Origin of the sequence: Thermohalobaculum xanthum (genome assembly GCF_016623495.1) — a bacterium.
Taxonomy (GTDB): Bacteria; Pseudomonadota; Alphaproteobacteria; order Rhodobacterales; family Rhodobacteraceae; genus Thermohalobaculum; species Thermohalobaculum xanthum.
Genome location: NZ_JAEHHL010000006.1, coordinates 126,869 through 148,608 on the forward strand (window position 1 = coordinate 126,869; position 21,740 = coordinate 148,608).

Consider the following 21,740-nt stretch of genomic DNA (forward strand, 5'->3'; position numbering starts at 1 on the left):
GGTCTCCCGGTTCGGGCCGCCGGAGAATGGCGGCCGACCGCGCGATCTTGGACGCCGATCTCTTCTTCCAAGTTAAGCCAGATGGTTAATGTCGCGATGCGCGCTTGAGCCTCAGAGCGCGAAGGAAGGCACGACCCGCACGCCGCTCTCGGCCATCTCGGCATGCGCCTCGGCGAGAGAGCCCCCGAGATCGATCGCGCGGCAGGCATCCTCGGCGACCGTGACCTGGAACCCAAGCCGCGCGGCGTCGACGGCCGAGTGGCGCACGCAGTAGTCGGTGGCGAGACCGACAAGGACCAGGCTGCGCACGCCGCGCTCGCTGAGGTATCCGCGCAGCCCCGTGACCGTGCGTCGGTCGTTCTCGAAGAAGGCCGAGTAGCTGTCGATCCTGTGCCGGAAACCCTTGCGGATCACCAGCTGCGCGGGGTCGGTGCGCAGATCGGGGTGAAACGCGGCGCCGGGCGTTCCCTGCACGCAGTGCTCGGGCCACAGAACCTGCGGGCCATAGGGCATCTCGACCATCTCGAACGGCGCCTTGGCCGGATGCGCCGCGGCGAAGGAGTGATGTCCCGCCGGGTGCCAGTCCTGCGTGAGCACGACGGTCGAGAAGCGGTCCATGAGCGGGTTGATCAGGGGCACCACCGCGCTCCCGTCCTCGACCGCCAAGGCGCCTCCGGGGCAGAAATCGACCTGGACGTCGATGACGATCAGGGCGGTATCGGCGGGAAACTGGTCCATGAGGCGCTCCGTCGTGGGATCTCAGCCCAGCCGCTCGAGCAGGGCGATGAACTCGGCGCGCTCGGGCGGCGTCAAGGGGGCGAGCGTCGCCTCGGTGATCGCCTGCGCCGAAGGGATCAGGCGCGCCAGCGCGGCCCTCCCCTCGGATGTCAGGCGGACCATCACGCGGCGGCGGTCGGTCGGGCTCTCACCGGTCTCGATCAGGCCGCGCGCGGCCAGCCGATCGATGACACCCTTGATCGTGGCGGCATCCATTGCGGTGGCACGGCCCAGCTCGTTCTGGCTCACCGGCCCGATCTCGGCGGTCTTCGCCAGCGCGGCGAACTGCGTTGGCGTCAGTTCTGGGATGCCGGCGTTGAAGATCGCGATGTGGCGCTGCGACGCGCGGCGCAGGAGGAAGCCGACCTGTTCGTCGAGCTGGTAGGCCTCGGTCCCGCTCGCGGCCCGCCGGCTGGGCGCATCGCTCATGACGCCTCCGCGCGACGGATCGCGGGACGTTTCGCTGCCACCATCGATTCATCGACCTGCCGCTGCATGGGCACATAGTGCATGCGTTGAACCGCCGTGGGAAGCCGCATCCCCGTTTACCGGCATGCACGGCCCCGGGCGCCCCAGATCGCGTTTGACAGCGGCCCGGCGCGTCATATGATTTGTTTGTGTGCAAACGAACCGGGCGGTGCCCCGGGGGATGCGGCGATGCTTTACGAGAGGCCCGGAACGCTCGACGAGGCGCTCGCTCTCATGGCCGGCGGCCCGGCCTGGCGCGTGCTGGCAGGGGGCACGGATCTCTATCCCGCGACCACGCATCAGAGCCTGCACGGACCGGTCCTTGACATAGCCGGCCTGGCCGAGCTTCGCGGCATCGCGCGCGAGCCCTCAGGCTGGCGGATCGGCGCCGCGGCGACCTGGACCGAGGTCCTTGGAGCAGGTTTGCCGTCCGCCTTCAGCGCGCTGGTCGAGGCGGGCCGCGAGTTGGGCTCGATCCAGATCCAGAACGTCGCGACCGTGATGGGCAACCTGTGCAACGCCTCGCCCGCCGCCGACGGCGTGCCCGCGCTGATGGTTCTCGACGCCGAGCTCGAGCTCGTCTCGGCCACCGGCCGAAGGCGGCTTGGGCTTTCCGAGTTCATCCTGGGCAACCGTCGCACCGCGCGGACCCCGGACGAGATCGCGGTGGCGATCCACGTGCCCGAGGCGGCCGTGCGCGGTGTCTCGGCATTCGAGAAGCTTGGTACGCGGCGCTACCTGGTGATCTCGATCGCTATGGCCGCGGCCCGGGTCGAGGTCGAGAACGGCCGCATCGCGGCAGCCTCGCTCGCGGTGGGCGCCTGTTCCGAGGTTGCGCGACGGCTCCCGATGGTCGAGCGCGCGCTGGTCGGCCAGCCGGCCGACGCCCCAGTAATCGATGCGGCGGCGGTTGCGGAGGCGCTGGACCCCATCGACGACGTGCGCGCGACGGCCGCCTACCGGCGCGAGGCGGCGGCCGAGATCCTTCGGCGCGCGGTCTTGCGCGCGGCGTGGGGCGCGTCATGAGCTTCGACACAAGGCCTGCCGCCTTCACGGTCAACGGCCGCCAGGTCGAGATCGAGGCGGCGCCCACCGAACGCCTGAGCCACCTGCTGCGCGAGCGCCTGGGCCTGACCGGTACCAAGGTCGGCTGCGATGCCGGTGACTGCGGCGCCTGCACGGTTCTGGTCGATGGCATGCCGCAATGCGCGTGCCTCATGCCCGCCGCGCGCGTTGCGGGACGGCAGGTGACCACGGTCGAGGGGCTGGCCTCGGACGGGCGGCTCTCCGCGCTGCAGGCGGCCTTCCTTCGCCACGGTGCCGCGCAGTGCGGCATCTGCACGCCGGGTATGCTGATGGCGGCAGCGGCGCTTCTGTCGGTAAACCCGCGTCCCGCACCGGCCGAGGCCGAGGCGGCGCTGGGCGGAGTGCTGTGCCGCTGCACCGGCTACCGCAAGATCGTGGCGGCGGTGTGCGATGCATGGGCCGACGCGCCGCGACCCGCGCCCGTTCCGGCTGGCCGCGCGGTGGGGGCCCCCGTCGCGCGCCTCGACGGCCCGCCCAAGGTTACCGGAGCTGATGTCTTCGGCGCGGACCGCTGGCCCGCCGGCGCGCTCTGGGTGCACGTGATCCGATCGCCGCATCATCACGCGGACTTCAGCTTTGGCGATCTGGCTGCATGGCAGGCGGCGACGCCAGGTGTCGCCGCGGTCTTCACTGCAGCCGACATCCCGGGTCGCAATGCCTTCGGCGTGATCCCGCCTTTCGCCGATCAGCCCGCGCTGGCGGTCGATGCCGCACGGTTTCGCGGCGAGGCGGTGGCGCTGGTCGCGCTGGAGCCCGGTGCGGCCGAGGACTTCGACGCGACCGCCTTCCCGGTGACATGGGAGGAGCTTCCGGCCGCCCTCGATCCCGAGGCCGCGAAGTCTGCCCCCGCCATCCACCCGGCACGCCCTGGCAACCTGCTGATCCGCGGGCTCGTGCGGCGCGGCGACCCCGACGCCGCTCTCGCGGCCGCCGCGCATGTCGCCGAGGGCGCGATCGAGACCGCCTATGTCGAGCACGCCTATATCGAGCCCGAGGCGGGCTGCGCCTATATGGATGGCGAGACCCTGGTCATCCATACCTGCACGCAGGCGCCGCACATGGATCGCGACGACACCGCGGTGATGCTGGGCCTGCCGCCCGAGCGGGTGCGGATCGTGGCGACCTCGACCGGCGGGGGCTTCGGCTCGAAGCTCGACATCTCGATCCAACCCCTGGTCGGGCTCGTGACGCTCAAGACCGGAAGGCCGGCGCGGATCGTCTACACGCGGGGCGACTCGATGCGGTCGACGACCAAGCGCCACCCGGCTCGGATGCGCGCACGCATCGGCACCGACGCCGCCGGGCGCGTCACGGGTCAGGTGTTCGACGGCGACTTCAATACCGGCGCCTATGCAAGCTGGGGGCCGACGGTCGCAAACCGCGTGCCGGTGCATGCCTCGGGCCCCTACAGCGTGCCGAACTACCGCGCCGAGGCCCGGGCGATCCACACCAACGGCCCGATCGCCGGTGCGTTCCGCGGCTTCGGCGTTCCGCAAGCGACGATCATGCAGGAGGTGCTCTACGACCAGCTCGCCGCCGACGCAGGGATCGACCGCCTTGCCTTTCGACAGCTCAATGCACTGACGGACGGAGAGTCCACGGTCTGTGGCCAGCGCCTCTCGGCGGTCGGGATCGGCGCCTGTCTCGCAGCGCTCGAGGGGCCGTGGTCGGAGGCGCTCGCCTGGGCGGCGGATGCGCCTGCCGGTCCCGTGACGCGGGGCGTCGGGATCGCCTCGTGCTGGTATGGCTGCGGCAACACGGCGCTGCCCAACCCGTCGACCATCCGCATCGGCGTGACCGCGGCGGGCGAGGTCGTGCTGCACCAGGGTGCTGCCGACATCGGCCAGGGCGCGAACACCGTCATCGCGCAGATCGCCGCCGATGCGCTGGGCGTTGCGCTCGGCGCGATCCGGCTGGTCGGGCCCGATACGGCGTTCACCCCGGATGCCGGCAAGACCTCGGCCTCGCGCCAGACCTATGTGAGCGGACGAGCGGCCGAGGCCGCGGGCCGTGCGCTGAGATCCGCGATCCTGCGTCATGCGAACGTGGCCGAGGGTGCGTCGCTCGGGTTCGGGCAGGGCACGATCGTGATCGATGACGGCGCCGCGCGGCATGTGATCGACCTCGCCGCCCTGGCCGAGGGGCGGGACGGCTACGTCTTCGCCGCCGAGGAGACCTACGACCCCCCGACCACCGCGCTCGACGCGGACGGGCAGGGGACGCCCTATGCCGTCTACGGCTATGGCGCGCAGATCGTCGAGCTGTCGGTCGACACCCGGCTCGGTACGGTCAAGCTGCACCGCATCACCGCCGCGCACGACCTGGGCCGCGTGATCAACCCCGTGCTGGCGGAAGGGCAGATCGAGGGCGGCATCGCGCAGGGTATCGGGCTTGCGCTGATGGAGGATTACGTGCCCGGCCGCACCGAGAACCTGCATGATTACCTGATCCCGACCTTCGGCGATGTCCCCGAGATCCACCATATCCTGATCGAGAAACCTGACCCCGAGGGCCCGTTCGGCGCCAAGGGATTGGGCGAGCATGTCCTGATCCCCACCGCGCCCGCCATTCTCAACGCCATCCGCCACGCCACCGGGGCGCTGGTGACGCGGCTGCCGGCAACCCCGGACCGGGTGCTGGCCGCGATCCGGTCCAAGGGAGCCTGAGCCATGGACGAAGGCCCACCGCGCACCGATCCGAAGACCGATACCCCGAACCCCGAGGCGCCCGTCGAGGCCCATGCTCCGCGCGACCGCGACGGCAAGATCCGCTGCGACGCCTGCCCGGTCATGTGCTACATCGCCGAGGGGCGCACGGGGGCCTGTGACCGCTATGCCAATCATGGCGGGCGCATCCTGCGCTGCGATCCCGTGACCATCCTCGACCGCACGATGGAGGCGGGAGGCAAGGTCGTGCCCTTCATGGCGGGCGAGTGGGACGGCGAGATGATGGCGCGGCCGGGCCTCTTCGTCACCGGCGTCGGCGCGGGCACCACCTATCCCGACTACAAGCCCGCGCCCTTCATCGTCGCGTCGCGGCCCGAGGGCGCCGACCTCGTCACCGTCGTGACCGAGGCGATCTTCAGCTACTGCGGCGTCAAGGTGAAGATCGACACCGACCGCCATCTCGGCGAGGAGGGCGACTTCGTGCGCGCGGCGGGCGAGCCGGTGGGCCTGGTGATGACCGCCGAATATGGCAGCCAGATGCTCTCGCTCGGCGGCGTTCGGCATCTCACGGGGGGCTCGAAACCCGAGGGCCGCGTGACTTGCGAGACGCTGCTGGCACTGTGCAACCGCGAGGCCGTCGAGCTCGAGATCGAGAACGGCTCGCGCGTGGTCGTGCAGGCGGGGCATGCGCCCATCGTCGATGGCACGCCCGAGACGCGCATGCGCGTGGGCTGCGGCTCGGCCACGATCGGCATGTTCGCGACCCAATGGCAGGGGCTCGTGGACGAGGTGGTGGTGGTCGACGACCACATCACCGGTGTCGTCTCCGAGCACCAGGCGGGCAAGGTGATTGGCTGGGAGGACACCGGCATCCGCATCAAGGGCCGGCGCTCGACCCCGGGGCGGTATTTCAAGGTCGCGGAGCCGGGGCAGGGCTGGGGCGGCACCAATATCGATGACCCGCTGTCGATCCTGGGGCCCTGGAACCCCAAGAAGGGCGCGCGGCCCGGCCTGCGGCTGCTCATGGTCTCGACCACGGGTGAGCAAGCCGCCTATTACGAGCTGGACGAGGACCTCACGCCGGTCCGGCGCGACCTGCCCTCGCGGCTCGTGCCTTCGGTGCACCTGATCGACGAGAACTGCGAGCCGGCGCTCTGCACGGTCCTTTTCATGGGCGGCGCGGGCGGCTCGCTCAGGTCGGGCGTGACCAGGAACCCGGTGCGCCTCACGCGCTCGGTCCAGGCGGGGCGAACCCGCGTGACCTGCGGCGGCGCCCCGGTCTATGTCTGGCCGGGCGGCGGCATCACCCTGATGACCGATGTCACGCGTCTTCCCGACGGCGCCTTTGGCTATGTCCCCACCCCGGCGCTGGTCGCGCCGCTCGAATTCACGCTGCCGCGGGCCGAGTATCTCGCGCTGGGCGGCCATGGCGCGCATATCCGCACGCTCGGCGACATCCTCGCCTCGGGCGGCGAGTATGGCGAGGCGCTGGCCCGTGCCGCCCCAGACCCGGCCAACCCCTGGCCGCTGGATGACGAGATCGTGCCGGGATGAGCGCGACCGCACGCATGTTGCCGGACGGGCGGCGGCTCCACCTCCACCACGGGCCAATCGACGTGATCTTCGAGGCCTGGGGCTCTCGCGCGGAGGTCGAGGCCGCGCGCGCTCAGGCAGCCGCGCGGTTCCGCTCGATCCTGCAAGAACTGGTCGACGAGCTCCCGACCCTCCGCCGCCCGGTCGGCGACGGGCCCTCCAACCTGTCCGGCACGGTCGCGCGCGCGATGGAGCAGGCGGCCCGCGCCCATCATCCAACATTCGCGACGCCGATGATCGCCGTCGCGGGCGCGGTGGCCGACGAGATCCTACGCGCCGCCCTGTCCGGGCGGCGCCTTGCGCGCGCCTATGCCAACAATGGCGGCGATGTCGCGCTGCACCTGGGGCCGGGCGAAGCGATGGCGGCGGCGATAGCCACCCGTCCCGAACTACCGGACCGCGTCCGTATCGACGCCGCAAGCCCGGTGCGCGGCATCGCCACCTCGGGCTGGCGCGGGCGGTCGCGCTCGCTCGGCATCGCGGACGCCGTCACCGTGCTCGCGCGCAGCGCTGCCCTCGCCGACGCGGCGGCAACGCTCGTCGCCAACGCGGTTGACCTGCCGGGTCATCGGGCGGTCGAACGGGCCCGCGCCTGCGATCTCGACGATGACTCGGACCTCGGCGCGCGGCTGGTCACGGTCGCGGTCGGGCACCTCGACCCGCCGGAGGCGGCGCGGGCGCTGGAGGTCGGGGCCGCGGTCGCGCGGACGATGAAGAGACGCGGCCTGATCGAGGCCGCGGCGCTTTTTCTCGCGGGCGAGGCGCGCGTCGTGGGCGAGTTGGGAACCGGGGCGCTGATCCCCGCGCTGGAGAGGACAGATGGCTGATTTCGCGATCCGCAAGACCGTTCTGGTCACCGAGCAGATCCTGCACGACGGCGGCCCTGTCGCGCCCCGCCCCCGTCGCCGCGCGCTGGCAGCGGCGGTCGTGGCGAACCCCTTCGCCGGACGCCACGTCGCCGAGCTCCAGCCGGCGATGGAGGACCTCAAGCCGCTGGGCGAGCAGCTCACCACCATGCTGATCGGCGCGCTGGGCGAAGGCGCGATCGATGCTTATGGAAAGGGTGCCATCGTCGGCGCGGCGGGCGAGATCGAGCACGGTGCGCTGTGGCACGTGCCGGGTGGCTACGCGATGCGCGGCCGGCTCGAGCCGTCGAAGGCGATCGTCCCCTCGGCGATGAAGCTGGGCCCGATGGGGGCGAGCCTCGATGTGCCGCTCGGGCATGTGAATGCCGCCTATGTCCGGAGCCATTTCGACGCGATGACCCTGGTCGTTCCCGATGCGCCACGGACCGATGAGATCGTCTTCGCGCTGGCGATGTCCTGCGGGCCGCGCATCCACTCGCGCATGGGCGGGCTCGAGGCATGGGACGTGAAGGGCGAGGACGGGCTGCGCTGACGCCCGGGCGCCCGGCGCCTCAATCCAGCTGGACGACCGCGAGGCGGCATTCGCCCGGGCTGGTGACGCGCGTGCTGTGGCCGGTCCCCGCGACGTCCTCCATCAGCCAGATCCCGCCGGGGCCGATCTCGCGCCGCTCGCCGTCGCCGGCCTCGACACTGATGCTGCCTGACAGGCAGAACGCGACCTGGCGCTTCGGCGAGGGGTGCCGCTTGCCGACCCAGCCGGCCGGCAGGGTCAGGAACAGCAGGCGCTTCGCCGTCCACGGCGCCGAGAGGAACAGCGCCTGCGCAGGCGGCGCGAAGTCCTGGAGTTCGAGCTCCACGCTGTGGTCCTCGAAATGCGAGACGCCATTCTTGTCCGCGGCAAGATGAAGATAGTCCGTCCGTGGAGCTCCCCGCTGGTCGTCACCCGAAGGCGCCATCATGCCATGGAACGCATCGCCGCGGGGACAGCGGTGTCTCGATCCTTCGCCATCGTGGTGCCGGTGTCAGCCGCCTTCGAGCGCGTCTGCCAGCTCGCGCAGCTTGGCCGCGGCATCGCGGGTGGTCACGCCGTCCGTCAGCGTGTGATCGAAGGCGACGATCGTGATCACCGACAGCCTCTGCATCGGCGTCAGGTTGCTCCCGTTGTCCGAGTCGGAGAAATCGCGCACCAGGTCCGCTGCCGTCAGGACGGCGCGGTCGATCCTGTAGAGCGTGGGGCAGCAGCCATGCATATGTTTCGCCACGTCTTTGCACCCAGGGACGAATCGTTCGTTAACGCATCTTGCCGCGCGGGCAGTTCACTGTCTTTGACACGCGTCAGAGTCGTGCCGATCTGTTGCTACTCTGCCGCTTTGCGCAGGCTTTCGCGCAGCGCCGTGGTGGCATCGGCATCGATGGCAGCTCCGTCGATGACCACGCCGAAGCGCGCCCGCGCGTCGTCCGGCGTGTAGTAGCCCAGCCGCACGTCCTCGGCGACCGCAGCGGGATCGCGCGCCAGCGGGTCGCCGTAGCCACCGCCGCCGGGCGTGCCCACCCGGACCCGGTCCCCCGGCTCCATCGGGATGTCCTGCTCCTTCGACAGGTGCGGCGGCACGTGGATCTCGCCCTTGCGGACCACCTGCACGCTGTTGGTCGCGCCATCCTCGCCGCCCAGCGCGCCCTGCGGACCGAACCGCCCGTGATCCATCACGAAGGAGGCCCGCGCCTCGCCGCGCCTCAGCTCGATCTCGTAGTCGAGGCCGAAGCCGCCGCGCCATTTGCCTGCGCCACCCGATCCCTCGCGCAGCGCGTAGCGGTGATAGAGCACCGGGAACTGCTGCTCCATGATCTCGACCGGAGGCGCCTTCGAGATGCCGATGGTCGAGCAGCCGTTCGTCAGCCCGTCGATCCCCCGGGCGCCGCCATAGCCGCCGCCCGACAACTGGTACATCACGAAGCCGCGTCCGCGTGCGGGGTCGAATCCGCCAAGCGCGAAATTGCCCGAGGTTCCGGCGGGTGCCGCCGTCACCCGCTCGGGGATGGCCTGCACCAGGGCGGCGAACACCGCCTCGGCGATGCGCTGGCTGACCTCCGCCGCGCAGCCCGAGACCGGGCGCGGATACTGCGCATCGAGGAATGTGCCGGTGGGGACGACCACCTCCAGCGGCTCGAAGGCGCCCGCGCTGATCGGCACGTCCGGGAAGATGTGGCGCATCGCCAGGTAGACCGACGACAATGTCGTCGCCAGCACCGAGTTCATCGGCCCCTGGCAGGGCGGCGAGGAACCTGCGAAATCGAAGACCAGACGCTCCCCCGTCCGGCTCACCGCCAGCCGGATCTCGAGCGGCGCGTCCACCACGCCGTCGGAATCGACATGGGCCGTCGCATGGTAGGTGCCCTCGGGGATGGTCGCGATCTGCGCCCGCATCCGCGCGGCCGCGCGGCCGCGCAACTCGCCGATCGCCTCGCCTACGGTCGCGTCGCCATAGCGGTCGAGCAGCCGCGTGAGCCCGTCGGCGCCGATCTCCAGGGCCGCGGCCTGCGCCTTGACGTCGCCGATGCGCTGCTCGGCCACCCGGATGTTCGAGCAGATGATCTGGTAGATCTCGGGGTCGAGCACGCCGCGCTTGAACAGCTTGACCGGCGGCAGCCGCAGCCCCTCCTGCTCGACCGCGGTGGCCGAGGCCGAGAAGCCACCCGGCACCGCGCCGCCGATGTCCGGCCAGTGGCCGGTGTTCGACAGCCAGCAGAAGATCTTGCCGTCACGCCAGTATGGCATGGCGAAGCGCACATCCATCAGGTGCGTGCCGCCCAGGTAGGGGTCGTTGACGATGTAGATGTCGCCGGGCTCGGGCGCGGCGGTCAGGCCGTCGCGGATGCGCTCGATCAGGCATCGGGTCGAGAACTGCATGGTGCCGACGAAGACCGGCAGCCCGCCCGCGCCTTGCGCGATCAGCGCGCCGTCAACCGGCGAATAGATCCCGTCGGAACGGTCGTTTGCCTCGGCGATGATCGGCGAGAAGGCGGCGCGCGAGAAGGCCAGGTCCATCTCGTCGCAGATCTGCTGCAGCGCGGCCTCGATGACCGTGAGCGTCACGGGGTCGATCATGCCGCCCCCACATGGATGAAGAGGTTGCCGTCGGCGCCCGTCTCGGCCCGGTCGCCAGGCGGGATCACCACGGTGGTGTCCATCTGCTCGACGATGGCGGGGCCGGCAAAGCGGGCATCGCGTGGCAGCCGGGACCGGGCATAGACCGGGGTGTCGTGCCATTCGGCCCCGAAGCGGACGGGACGGCGGTGCGTGATCGCGTCATCGAGGCTTTTGCCGTCGCCGCCATCCGCAAGTGCCCCGAGGTCGATCGCGGCGCGCTCGCCGATCACCGAGGTGTTGAGGTTCACGAGGTTCGCGCGGATCGTCGGAAGCTCGACCTTGAAGCGGGCGTAGTAGGCCGCCTCGAAAAGCTGTTGCAGCGTCTCGCGCGCGGGTGCGGCGTCGGGCAGCGCGACGCGGATCAGGTGCGTCTGGCCGACGAACTGCATGTCGGCGGTGTAGACCGCGCGCACCCGCCCGACCGATGCGCCGTTTCGCGCGACCGTCTCGCGCCCCGTCGCGGTCTGCTCGGCCAGGATCGCGTGGACATGCGCGATGTCGATGCTGTCGAGCGGGCGGTTCACCGTGCGCACGAAGTCGTGCCGCAGGTCCGCGACCGCGCAGCCCAGCGCGTTGGTGATGCCCGGCCGGGCCGGCACCAGCACGCGCGGGATCGCGAGCTCGCGGGCGAGTGCTGCGGCGTGCAGCGGACCGGCTCCGCCGAAGGCGAACAGCGCGAAGTCGCGCGGGTCGTGCCCCATCGAGATCGAGACCATGCGGATCGCGCCCGCCATGTTGGCGTTGGCGACCCGGATCGCTGCCTCCGCCGCGCCCTCGGCGTCGAGCCCCAGCGCCGCGCCGATCCCGGCAAAGGCCGCGCGCACCGACTCGACCGGCGGCATCCCGTCGACCGAAAGCAGTTTGGCCGGGTTGAGCCGGCCCAGCAGCAGGTTCGCGTCAGAGATCGTGGGCTCGGTCCCGCCGCGCCCGAAGCAGATCGGCCCCGGCATCGCCCCCGCGCTCTCGGGGCCGACACGCAGCAAGCCCCCCTCGTCGACCGAGACGATCGAGCCACCGCCCGCGCCGATGGTGCGCACGTCGACCATCGGCACATGGATCGGCATGGCGTACTCGATCTCGATCTCGTGGCTGACGGCCGGCTCGGCGCCGCGGATCAGCGACACATCGGACGAGGTGCCGCCCATGTCATAGGTGATCAGGTTGGTGCAGCCCGCGCGGCGCCCGGTATAGGCCGCCGCCATCACGCCCGATGCCGGGCCCGACATCACTGTCTTGGCCGCCTCGCGCCCCGCGAGACGGGCCGAGACCATGCCGCCATTGCCGTTCATCACCAGGATCTCGCGCCCGTATCCCTGCGCGGCCAGCTCGGCCTGCAATCGTGCCAGGTAACGCTCGAGGATGGGCTGCACGCTGGCATTCACCGCCGCCGTGGCGCCCCGCTCGAACTCGCGGCTCTCGGACAGCAGGGCATGGCCCATGGTCACATGCCCGTTGGGCCAGAGCTCGGCCGCGACCTCGGCCGCGCGCAGCTCGTGCGCGGGGTTGGCATAGGCATGCAGGAAGTGGATCACCAGCGACTCGCAGCCGCGATCGAGCAGCGCGCGCACCGCGTCGCGCACCGCGCCCTCGTCGAGCGGGACCAGGATCTCGCCGGTGGCGTCCATGCGCTCGGGCACCTCGAGGCGCAGGTCGCGCGGAATCACGGGCCGGAAGCGCCCCGTCATGCCATAGGGCTGCGGCCGCGTCCGCCGGCCCAGCTCAAGTACGTCGCGAAACCCCGCCGTGGTGATCAGCCCCGTGCGCGCAAGGCGGCGTTCGAGCACCGCGTTGGTCGTGGTCGTGGTGCCATGCACGATCAGGTCCAGCGCCGCAGGGGCGACGCCCGCCGCCTCGAGCGCTGCCAGCACGCCATCCGCCTGATTCTGCGGCGTTGTCGGCGTCTTGGCGATCCGCACGCCGCCATCCGCGCCGCCGATCAGGATCAGGTCGGTGAAGGTGCCGCCGACATCGATCCCCGCAATGGTCTCGACAGACGGGCTTGCATCGGCGGCGGACATGCGGCAGACCCCCTTGCGACGATATTGGCCATTGCCTATTTGTTTGTACGCAAACAAAACAGGCGCGAAAAGTGGAATTCGCGGCGCCCCTGCAGGGATCGACGCCGAGGACGGAAACCCGAATGCCCGGCCGCGCGCCGGGACGGCCTCTGAGGAGCCCACCGACAATGACCGCGACCAATGCCGCTGTCGCCCAGACCGCCTATCCGATCCCGGAGAACGTCTTCGCCGAGACCGTGACCGAGGTGCAGCACTACACCGACCGGCTGTTCAAGTTCCGCATCACCCGCCCCGCGAGCTTCCGCTTCCGCTCGGGCGAGTTCGTGATGATCGGCCTGCCGAATGCCGAGCGCCCGGTCTACCGTGCCTACTCGATTGCCTCGCCGTCCTGGGACGAGGAGCTCGAGTTCTTCTCGATCAAGGTGCCCGGCGGCCCGCTGACCGAGCATCTGCAGAAGATCGTCGTCGGCGACACGATCCTGATGAAGAAAAAGCCCACGGGGACGCTGGTCAACGACGCGCTGATCGCCGGCAAGCGGCTCTATCTGTTCTCGACCGGCACGGGGATCGCGCCCTTCGCCTCGATCGTGCGCGACCCCGAGACCTACCAGAAGTTCGAGAAGGTCTACCTGCTCCACACCTGCCGCCTCGACGCCGAGCTCGAGTACGGCCGCGAGCTCGTGGCGATCACCAAGGACGACCCGCTGGTTGGCGAGGAAGCGAGCGCGCAGCTGGTGCACTACGCCACCACCACCCGCGACCAGACAGACCGCATGGGCCGGCTGACCGATCTGATGGACTCGGGCAAGCTGTGGGAGGATCTGGGCGTGCCCCCGATCGATCCGGCCGAGGACCGCGGCATGATCTGCGGCTCGATGGCGATGCTCAAGGACGTGAAGGCCCGGCTCGAAGCCGCGGGGTTGACCGAAGGGGCGAACAATCGCCCCGCCGAATTCGTGGTCGAGCGCGCCTTCGTCGACTGACGCCGCCGACGCGCTATCCACGACAACAGGCCCCGGACACGCCGTCCGGGGCCTTTTTCGTTTGCGCCCGCGACAATGCGGCACCGACCCGGCCTCTTGCCCCGCCGCGCGATTTTCGCCCTCAATGCGCAGATGGCGTCGCAGGGGAAGCACGGAGTTCGGTTCGGTGGCGGGCTTGCGGCCTGCGCGCTCGGCCTCCTGTCGCCCGTACCAGCGCTTGCGCATGTCGCCCAGCGCGCGATCGTGCTCCTGCTGCCGACGGGGCATTCGATCTGGGGCGGCACGCTCGCGGTTGCCGCGACCTTCGGGCTGCTCGCGCTGGTACCCGGCCAATGGCTTGCCCGCGCCTTCGCCTGGCGGGTCCCGCTGCCGCAAGGCGGCGAGGGGCTGCGTGTCTGGACCGGTTGGCTCGGCTTCGTCACGATGGCGGGGCTGATCGCCGCCGGGATCTGGGGCAGCCGCGATCCGCTGGAGAACCCGCTGCCGCTTGCGGTCTGGACCGTGTTCTGGGTCGCCTTCGTCATCCTGCACGCCTTCCTCGGAAATCTGTGGGCCTGGGTGAATCCCTGGCAGGCGCCCCTGGCGGCGCTGCGCCGGCTCGGTATCGGCCGGCGCGCGGCCGCGCAGCTGCCTCGGCGCCTGGGCCTGTGGCCCGCGACGCTGGGCCTCGCGGCGATCTACTGGTTCACGCTGGTCGACATCGCGCCCGACGATCCGGCACGGCTTGCCCGGGCGGTGACCGGCTGGTGGGCGTTGCATCTGATCGCCATGCTGGTCTTCGGCGAGGCGCAGTGGCGCGCGCGGGGCGAGACGCTCTCGGTGCTCACGGGTTTCCTTGCCCGGCTCGCGCCCGTCGGGCGCGACGCTTCGGGCCGCCGCGTGCTGAGCCTGCCGGGCGCGCGCGCGACGGAAGGAGCGGCGCTTCCCGGCACCACCGCGTTCCTCCTGCTCGCGCTCGCCGGCGGCTCCTTCGATGGGCTCAACGAGACGTTCTGGTGGCTCGCGCGCATCGGCATCAACCCGCTCGACTTTCCCGGCCGCTCGGCGGTGGTGGCCGAGCACAGCCTCGGGCTCGCGGGTGCGTGGGTCGGGCTGATGGCGCTCTACGGGGGCGCGCTCGCTCTCGGCGCGCGCCTCGCGGGCGGCGTTTCCGTGCGGGATGCCGCCGGGCCACTGGCGCTGTCGCTCGTGCCGATCGCGCTGGCCTATCACCTCGCGCATTACCTGATCGTGCTGCTGATCAACGGCCAGTACGTGCTCGTCGCGCTGTCGGACCCGTTCGGCACCGGCGCGGACTGGCTCGGGCTGGGGCATCATTTCGTGACGACCTCGTTTCTCAACCGGATCGAGACGGTCAGCGTGATCTGGACGGCCCAGGCCGCGATCATCGTGGGCGGGCATGTCTGGGCGGTGATCCTCGCCGACGCCATCGCCACCCGGATCTGGGCCGGCGGGCGCGGGACGGCGGTGCTGAGCCAGGTCCCGCTGGCCGCGCTGATGGTGCTCTACACGCTCTTCGGCCTGTGGCTGCTCTCGACCCCCGTGGGGGCGTGAGTCCGCGAAATCGGGGGCTTTTCCTGCAGCTTGTTTGCCTACAAAGTACTTCTGCACAACGCGAGACCGCGCCCCGGCGAGTGGCGCGGCCAGCCCGACAGGAGGGATCGGTCATGTCCAGCACGACGGCGCCCCAGGCGCAAAAGGTGCGATCGGCGATCACGCGGCGCACGGCGCTCAAGGGTCTTGCGGGCGGTGCCGCGCTCGCGGCGGCCCCGGGGTTCGTGCCATACATCCAGGCGCAGTCATCGGCGCCGCTGAAGCTGGGCTTCCAGGTCCACCGCACCGGCATCGGCGCCGCCTATGGGCGCTGGTACGACCGCGTGACGACGGCCGCGGCCGCCCTGATCAACGAGGAGGGCGGGATCAACGGCCGTATGATCGAGATCGTGACCGAGGATGACGGCACCGATCCCAAGCGCGGCGCCGAGGTGGTCGAGAAGCTCGCCTCCCAGCATGGCTGCGACCTCGCCTTCGGCACGCTGTTCAGCCACGTGGTGATGGGCTCGTCGCCCCGGGCGGGCGAACTCAAGTTGCCCTATTTCGTGGTGTCCGAGGGGCACCACGTCGCCTCGGGCAAGCTCAACCGCTACACGCTCCAGCCCGGCATCACCGATGTCAAAAGCCAGGTCCGGGCGATGGCGCCCTGGGTGTCGCAGAACCTCGGCAAGAAGGTCACGATGATCTTCCCCGACTATGCCTTTGGCCACGACCACCGCGACTTCTTCTCCGAGGCGATCGCGGCGCAAGGCGGTGAGGTGATCGAGAAGATCGCCATCCCGCCGACCGAGAGCAGCTTCACCCGCTACTTCCCGCGCATTCCGCGCGACACCGAGGTGATCTACCACGTGATGGTGGGCCCCGGCGTTCTGACCTTCGTGAAGGAGCTGGGCGAGTTCTACGGCAGCGGGGCGCGGCCGCAGATCTTCGGCTTCATCGACAGCCTCGAGGCGGTCGACATCGCCACCCCCGGCCTCGAGTTCCTGGAGGGGACCTATTTCTGGGAAGGGATGCCGCGCTACGCGCCAGCCGACGCCCCCGAATACGAGACCTTCTACCGCGAGCGCGTCGGCGTCGACGCGAACGGCGCCAGCGTGAGCGACTCCAAGGACATCTCGACCTACGCGCACATGTTCGGCTGCTGGGAGACGCTGCACGTCATCAAGGCGGGCATGGAGGCCGCTGGCTACCAGGGTCCGGACGACCGGGTGAAGCTGATCGAGGCGGTCGAGGCGATGACGACCATGCCCGCGGGCCGCGCCCATCCGCAGGGCGACAAGGTCTTCAACGGCAAGACCCACCAGGTCTTTGGCCACCAGTACATCAGCCAGGTCGCGGACGCGAAGCTCTCGGTCGTGCACACCGCGTCGATCGAGGACGGGATGTATCCCGACGAGACCGACTACACGGCCCAGCCGTTCTGACCCGGACGGGCGGGCAGGTCCCGCCCCCTTTCCTGCCGGAGGCGAGGCCCGCTTGGACTTCGGACCCTATCTCCTGCTCGCCTCGCTTGAGGGCGCGGTCGGCGCGGCGGTGCTGGCGCTCACCGCGCTCGGGCTCAGCCTCGTCTTCGGGGTCATGCGCATCGTCAATGTCGCGCATGGCGAGTTCTACATGCTTGGCGCCGTCATCGCCTGGTGGGTGACCTCGATGGTCGGCGGCCACCCGGCGCTGGGCTTCGTCGCCGCGATGGTCGTGAGCCCGCTGATCGTCGGCATCGCCGCCGCGGCGGCCGAGCGGCTGGTGCTGCGGCGCCTCGACTACGACCCCGAGGCCACCATCGTCGCGACCATCGGGCTGCTCTACGTCATTCAGCAGCTCGCGCTCTCGACCTATGGCGCTGATGCCCGCCCCGTGGCCGCGCCCATCGATTTCCGGGTGCAGTTCCCGTGGTTCGGCTATTCCGGCTACAAGCTGTGCGTGATCGGGGCCTCGGCCGTGATGATGCTGGCGGTCTGGCTGGTGCTGACCCACACGCGCGTTGGCCTGATGATGCGCGCGACCCAGCATGACCCGGAAACCGCGCGGGCCTTCGCCATTCCCGTCGACCGCGTCTATGCCGGCGTCTTCGCCATCGGCGCGATGCTGGCGGCGCTGGGCGCGGTGCTGATCGTGCCGATCCAGCAGGCGCACTACCTGATGGGGCACGACCCGCTGCTGCTCAGTTTCATCGTCGTCATCATCGGCGGGCTCGGCAGCCTGCGCGGCACCGTGCTTGCCGCCGTGATCATCGGCATGAGCGACGGCATCATCTCGGTCTTCTTCTCGCCCACGCTGGCCAAGATCCTGGCGACGCTGCTGGTGGCCTTTGTGCTGGTCTGGCGGCCGGCCGGCCTCTTCGGGGCGCGGCCGGCATGAGCCGCGCGGTCGGGCTTCATATCGCCGTGCTCGCCGGGCTCGCGCTGGCGCAGTTCACGCTGCCCGAGTACCACCACGGCAATCTCGCCCGCATCATGGTGCTCGCGGCCTTCGCCAGCGCCTACAACATCACCTTCGGGTACGCCGGGATGCTGAGCCTCGGGCACGCGATGTTCTTCGGTGCGGGGCTCTACGCGGCGGGGCTCGCGGCCGAGTTCGGCGGCATCGCCGCCCCCGGCGGCCTGGTCCTGGGCGTGATCGCGGGTGCGCTGATGGCGGCGGTCGTGGGTGTGCTCGCGCTCAGGACCACCGGCGTGAGCTTCATGATCGTGACGCTGATGTTCGCGCAGGCGGCCTTCCTCACGGTTCTCTACTTCGGCGAATGGACCCGCGGCGACGAGGGGTTCGTCATCGCCTCGGACATGCGCCGCGTGCTGGGCCTAGATCTCGCCGATCCGGCAACGCGCTACTGGGCGGCGTTCGCGGTCTTCGGGGCGGTGATGCTGGGCTCGCTCGCGGTCGCGCGCTCGTCCTTCGGGCGGGTGCTGGCTGCGATCCGAGAGAACGAGGAGCGCACTCGCATGCTGGGCTACGACGTGTTCCGCGCCAAGCTGATGGCGCTTGCGGTCTCGGGCGCCATGGCGGGGGCGGCGGGGGCAGCCTATGCGCTGCTGTTCGGCTATGTCGGGGCGACCTTCGCCTCGATCCAGTACTCGATCCTGCCGCTGCTGTGGGTCCTGACCGGCGGGGCCGCGACCGTGCTGGGGCCCTTCCTCGGTACGCTCCTGATGTTCTACCTGATCGACGTCTCGTCCTCCTTCACCACGGCGCACATGATGATCGTGGGTTTTGCGCTGATCGGGCTGATCCTGTTCTTCCCCAAGGGCATCCTCGGCACGCTGCGCGAGCGGGTGGTGCCATGGCTGCCATGACGCTGCTCGAGACCCACGGGCTGACCCGCCGCTTCGGCGGGCTCACCGCGGTCGACGGGGTCGAGTTCCGCCTCGACGAGGGCGAGATCCGCGCGCTGATCGGCCCGAATGGCGCGGGCAAGACCACGTTCGTCAGCCTGCTCTCGGGGCGCATCCGCCCCAGCGCCGGGCGCGTGGTCTTCGCGGGCGAGGATGTGACCCGCCTGCCGGCGCATGCCCGCGTGATGCGCGGCATCGCCTATACCTTCCAGATCACCTCGATCTTTGCGCGCATGACCCTGCTCGACAATGTCCGCCTCGCGGTGCAGCGGCGGATGATGCGCGGCTGGCGTGGTCCGGATGCGCGCGCGCTCGACGCGGCCGCGATGGCCGTGCTCGACCGGGTCGGGCTGGCGGACCGCGCCACCGGGATCGCGGGCAACCTGAGCTATGGTCACCAGCGGCTGCTCGAGGTCGCGATGGGGCTCGGGCTGCGCCCGCGGCTCCTGATCCTCGACGAGCCGACCCAGGGCCTGTCGGATGCCGAGATCGCCGGCTTTGTCGACCTTGTGCGCGAGATCGCGCGCGATGCCACCGTCCTGCTGATCGAGCACAACATGGGCGTGGTGATGGAGCTCGCCCACCGCATCACCGTGATGGAGATGGGCCAGATCCTCGCCGAGGGCCCGCCCGAGGCGATCCGCGCCGACGCCGAGGTCCAGCGCGCGTATCTTGGGGGCTGAGATGACCGCGATGCTCAAGGTCGAGGGGCTCGACGCCTTCTACGGAAAGGTGCAGGTGCTGCACGGGTTGTCGCTCGAGGTCGACCGGGGCGAGATCCTGTGCCTTCTTGGCCGCAACGGCGCGGGCAAGACCACCGCGCTCAAGGCGATCATGGGGCTGGTCCCGCCACGCGCGGGCGCGGTCATGCTCGACGGGGTCGACATCTCGCTGCTGCCGCCCGAGGACATCGCGAAGGAGGGGATCGGCTACGTGCCGCAAGGCCGCCGTCTCTTCGCCGAGCTCACGGTGGCCGAGAATCTCGAGATCGGGCTGATGGTTCGGGGCGCGCCGCGCCGCGCGCGCGGCCGGGTGCTCGAGCGCGTGCTCGACCTCTTCCCCGTGCTGGCCGAGCGCCTGCACCAGCGCTCGGGCACGCTCTCCGGCGGCGAGCAGCAGATGCTCGCCATCGGTCGGGCGCTGTGCCTCGAGCCCGCGGTGCTGATGCTGGACGAGCCGACCGAGGGGCTGATGCCGGCGATGATCCAGCGCATCCGCGAGGTGGTCCTGGCCATGCGGGCCGAGGGGGTCGCGGTGCTGCTGGTCGAGCAGCGGGTCGAGGCGGTGCTGCCTGTCGCTGACCGCGTGCTCTTCGTCGAGAACGGCCGCTCGCGCGACTGCGTGGCGGCCAGCGATCTTGGCGAGGATCACGCCTTGCTGCACCGCTATGTCGGGGTCGGCGCCTGAGACGATCCGACCCGCCGCCGCCCCCTTGCATTGACCCGAGCACAGGCGTTTGAATGGCGCCGTGACGCGCGCGCCCCTCCCCGGGGCCTCCACGCGGCTGTCCGAAGGAAGCATGACCATGGCGACAGATGCGACGCGCCCGGCGCCGGGCGCCGGGGGGCAATTCGTCGGGCTTTTCACGCCCAAGCTGGTGACCGTCCTGTCCGAGGGCTATGGGCTGCGGCAACTGCGCGCCGACGCGCTGGCCGGGCTGACCGTCGCCATCGTGGCGCTGCCGCTCTCGATGGCCATCGCCATCGCGTCGGGCGCGACGCCGGCGATGGGGCTCTACACCGCGATCATCGGCGGCTTTCTCGTCTCGGCGCTGGGCGGCAGCCGGTACCAGATCGGCGGACCGGCCGGCGCCTTCATCGTGCTGGTGGCGGCGACCGTCGCGCGCGAGGGGATCGACGGGCTGATCCTCGCGACCTTCATGGCCGGCATCATCCTCGTCGCGGCGGGCTTCCTGAGGATCGGAACCTATATCAAGTTCATCCCGTACCCGGTGACGGTCGGCTTCACCGCCGGGATCGCCGCGATCATCTTCGCAAGCCAGATCTCGGGTCTCCTGGGCCTGACGCTGGACGGCCCCGAGCCCGGGCCCTTGATCGAGAAGATCTCCGCGCTCTGGGCGGCGCTGCCCAGCTTCAATGGCTGGTCGGTGGCGCTGGCGGCCGGCACGGCTGCGCTCATCCTGGGGCTGCGGCACGTCAATTCCCGCCTGCCGGGAATGCTGATCGCGGTCACGGCGGCCGGGGTGGCGACCGCGCTTTTCGCCCTGCCGGTCGACACCATCGGCACCCGTTTCGGCGGCATCCCCTCGGGACTGCCGCTGCCCGCGCTGCCCGACCTGTCGCTCGCCAAGGTCGAGGCGGTTCTGCCCGACGCCATCGCCTTCGCGCTTCTCGGCGCCATCGAGTCGCTTCTCTCGGCGGTGGTCGCAGATGGCATGTCGGGTCGTCGCCACCGGTCGAACTGCGAGCTGGTGGCCCAAGGCGCGGCAAACATGGGCTCGGCGCTCTTCGGCGGCTTCTGTGTGACGGGGACGATTGCGCGCACCGCGACCAACGTACGCGCGGGCGCGCACGGCCCGGTGTCGGGCATGCTCCATTCGGCCTTCCTGCTGGCCTTCATGCTGATCGCGGCGCCGCTCGCGGCCTATATCCCGCTCGCCGCGCTGGCGGCCGTTCTGGCGGTCGTGTCGTGGCAGATGGTCGAGCGCCATGCCATCGGCATCCTGATGCGCGCCTCGCGCGGCGACGCGCTGGTGCTGAGCGTCACCTTCCTGCTCACGGTGTTCCGCGACCTGACCGAGGCAATCGTGGTGGGCTTCGCGCTCGGCTCGGTGATCTTCATCCACCGCATGTCGGGCTCGACCGTGGTCGAGGCCGGCACGCCGATGGTGCCCGAGGACCGCGCCGACGACAGCTATGCCCGCCACGGCCTGCCCGAGGTGCCGGGCGTCGTGCTCTACAAGGTGCGTGGTGTGCTGTTCTTCGGCGCGGCCTCGGCCATCGAGGGGGTGCTCGACCGGATCGGAAGCCAGCACAAGGCGCTGGTGCTCGACCTCAGCCGCGTGCCTTTCCTCGACTCGACCGGGGCGAACACGATCGGCGGCCTCGTCGCCAAGGCGCGGACGCGGGGCGTACGGATCGCCATCAGCGGGGCGCTCGATCCCGTGCGCCGCGACCTCGCCACGCACGGGATTGCCGCGCCGCAGGTGATCCTCGTCCCCACGATCCCGGCCGCGATCGAGGCGCTGGAGGCTGAAGGGGTGATCGCGGCGCCGGCGCCCGGCTGACGCAG

General features: G+C 70.5%; 19 protein-coding genes. 13 read left to right on the plus strand and 6 right to left on the minus strand.

The annotated features are described in order from the left end of the window. Positions 1–111: 111 nt before the first annotated feature. Together pncA and H0I76_RS10385 are read right to left on the minus strand one after the other, a co-directional pair. Positions 112–738 (minus strand): bifunctional nicotinamidase/pyrazinamidase, encoded by a 627-nt coding sequence (gene pncA / locus H0I76_RS10380; protein WP_200609800.1) that lies wholly within the window; start codon positions 736–738, stop codon positions 112–114. Positions 739–759: 21 nt separating this feature from the next. Beyond that, entirely contained in the window at positions 760–1,206 is a 447-nt protein-coding gene (locus tag H0I76_RS10385) for a MarR family winged helix-turn-helix transcriptional regulator (RefSeq protein ID WP_200609801.1), read from the minus strand. Positions 1,207–1,434: 228 nt separating this feature from the next. On the opposite strand from H0I76_RS10385, the gene H0I76_RS10390 reads away from it, so the two are divergent. From H0I76_RS10390 to H0I76_RS10410, 5 genes are read left to right on the plus strand one after another with little or no spacing between them, the layout of a single operon-like run. After that, on the plus strand, positions 1,435–2,271 hold the full coding sequence (locus tag H0I76_RS10390; protein WP_200609802.1) for an FAD binding domain-containing protein: 837 nt from the start codon (positions 1,435–1,437) through the stop codon (positions 2,269–2,271). Then, positions 2,268–4,997: a molybdopterin-dependent oxidoreductase gene (locus tag H0I76_RS10395; RefSeq protein WP_200609803.1), complete on the plus strand. Its 2,730-nt coding sequence runs from the start codon at positions 2,268–2,270 to the stop codon at positions 4,995–4,997. The genes H0I76_RS10390 and H0I76_RS10395 overlap by 4 nt, the downstream gene beginning before the upstream one ends. Before the next feature lie 3 nt (positions 4,998–5,000). Continuing rightward, positions 5,001–6,551 (plus strand): 6-hydroxynicotinate reductase, encoded by a 1,551-nt coding sequence (locus tag H0I76_RS10400; RefSeq protein ID WP_407704266.1) that lies wholly within the window; start codon positions 5,001–5,003, stop codon positions 6,549–6,551. Then, a complete protein-coding gene (locus tag H0I76_RS10405) occupies positions 6,548–7,417 on the plus strand; it encodes a UPF0280 family protein (RefSeq protein ID WP_200609804.1) in 870 nt (289 codons plus the stop codon). Before H0I76_RS10400 ends, H0I76_RS10405 begins: the two co-directional genes overlap by 4 nt. Continuing rightward, positions 7,410–7,988 (plus strand): amino acid synthesis family protein, encoded by a 579-nt coding sequence (locus tag H0I76_RS10410; protein WP_200609805.1) that lies wholly within the window; start codon positions 7,410–7,412, stop codon positions 7,986–7,988. Before H0I76_RS10405 ends, H0I76_RS10410 begins: the two co-directional genes overlap by 8 nt. A gap of 19 nt (positions 7,989–8,007) precedes the next feature. Here H0I76_RS10410 and H0I76_RS10415 read toward each other — a convergent pair whose 3' ends face one another. The 4 genes from H0I76_RS10415 to H0I76_RS10430 form a co-directional block, all read right to left on the minus strand. After that, complete coding sequence (locus H0I76_RS10415; protein ID WP_325166431.1) at positions 8,008–8,313, minus strand: cupin domain-containing protein; 306 nt, start codon at positions 8,311–8,313, stop codon at positions 8,008–8,010. Between the two features lie 165 nt (positions 8,314–8,478). Then, positions 8,479–8,718: a hypothetical protein gene (locus tag H0I76_RS10420; RefSeq protein ID WP_200609806.1), complete on the minus strand. Its 240-nt coding sequence runs from the start codon at positions 8,716–8,718 to the stop codon at positions 8,479–8,481. Between the two features lie 95 nt (positions 8,719–8,813). Beyond that, positions 8,814–10,562, minus strand: a complete 1,749-nt coding sequence (locus H0I76_RS10425) for a hydantoinase B/oxoprolinase family protein (protein ID WP_200609807.1) — start codon at positions 10,560–10,562, stop codon at positions 8,814–8,816. Continuing rightward, the gene (locus H0I76_RS10430; protein ID WP_200609808.1) at positions 10,559–12,622 is read right to left on the minus strand and encodes a hydantoinase/oxoprolinase family protein; all 2,064 of its coding nucleotides are present in this window, start codon (positions 12,620–12,622) and stop codon (positions 10,559–10,561) included. The genes H0I76_RS10425 and H0I76_RS10430 overlap by 4 nt, the downstream gene beginning before the upstream one ends. 167 nt (positions 12,623–12,789) lie before the next feature. Here H0I76_RS10430 and H0I76_RS10435 point away from each other — a divergent pair, with 167 nt between their 5' ends. From H0I76_RS10435 to H0I76_RS10470, 8 genes are all read left to right on the plus strand, one after another. Then, the gene (locus H0I76_RS10435) at positions 12,790–13,605 is read left to right on the plus strand and encodes a ferredoxin--NADP reductase (protein WP_200609809.1); all 816 of its coding nucleotides are present in this window, start codon (positions 12,790–12,792) and stop codon (positions 13,603–13,605) included. A gap of 132 nt (positions 13,606–13,737) precedes the next feature. Then, on the plus strand, positions 13,738–15,159 hold the full coding sequence (locus H0I76_RS10440) for a hypothetical protein (protein ID WP_200609810.1): 1,422 nt from the start codon (positions 13,738–13,740) through the stop codon (positions 15,157–15,159). A 113-nt stretch (positions 15,160–15,272) separates the two neighbouring features. Beyond that, positions 15,273–16,583, plus strand: a complete 1,311-nt coding sequence (locus H0I76_RS10445; protein ID WP_200609811.1) for an ABC transporter substrate-binding protein — start codon at positions 15,273–15,275, stop codon at positions 16,581–16,583. Between the two features lie 52 nt (positions 16,584–16,635). Beyond that, positions 16,636–17,517, plus strand: coding sequence for a branched-chain amino acid ABC transporter permease (locus H0I76_RS10450; protein ID WP_200609812.1), 882 nt, complete (start codon positions 16,636–16,638; stop codon positions 17,515–17,517). Further along, positions 17,514–18,449, plus strand: a complete 936-nt coding sequence (locus tag H0I76_RS10455) for a branched-chain amino acid ABC transporter permease (RefSeq protein WP_200609813.1) — start codon at positions 17,514–17,516, stop codon at positions 18,447–18,449. The genes H0I76_RS10450 and H0I76_RS10455 overlap by 4 nt, the downstream gene beginning before the upstream one ends. Beyond that, complete coding sequence (locus H0I76_RS10460; protein WP_200610060.1) at positions 18,446–19,171, plus strand: ABC transporter ATP-binding protein; 726 nt, start codon at positions 18,446–18,448, stop codon at positions 19,169–19,171. Before H0I76_RS10455 ends, H0I76_RS10460 begins: the two co-directional genes overlap by 4 nt. 10 nt (positions 19,172–19,181) lie before the next feature. Beyond that, the gene (locus H0I76_RS10465; RefSeq protein WP_200610061.1) at positions 19,182–19,895 is read left to right on the plus strand and encodes an ABC transporter ATP-binding protein; all 714 of its coding nucleotides are present in this window, start codon (positions 19,182–19,184) and stop codon (positions 19,893–19,895) included. 118 nt (positions 19,896–20,013) lie between these two features. Beyond that, the gene (locus H0I76_RS10470; RefSeq protein WP_200609814.1) at positions 20,014–21,735 is read left to right on the plus strand and encodes a SulP family inorganic anion transporter; all 1,722 of its coding nucleotides are present in this window, start codon (positions 20,014–20,016) and stop codon (positions 21,733–21,735) included. Positions 21,736–21,740: the final 5 nt, after the last annotated feature.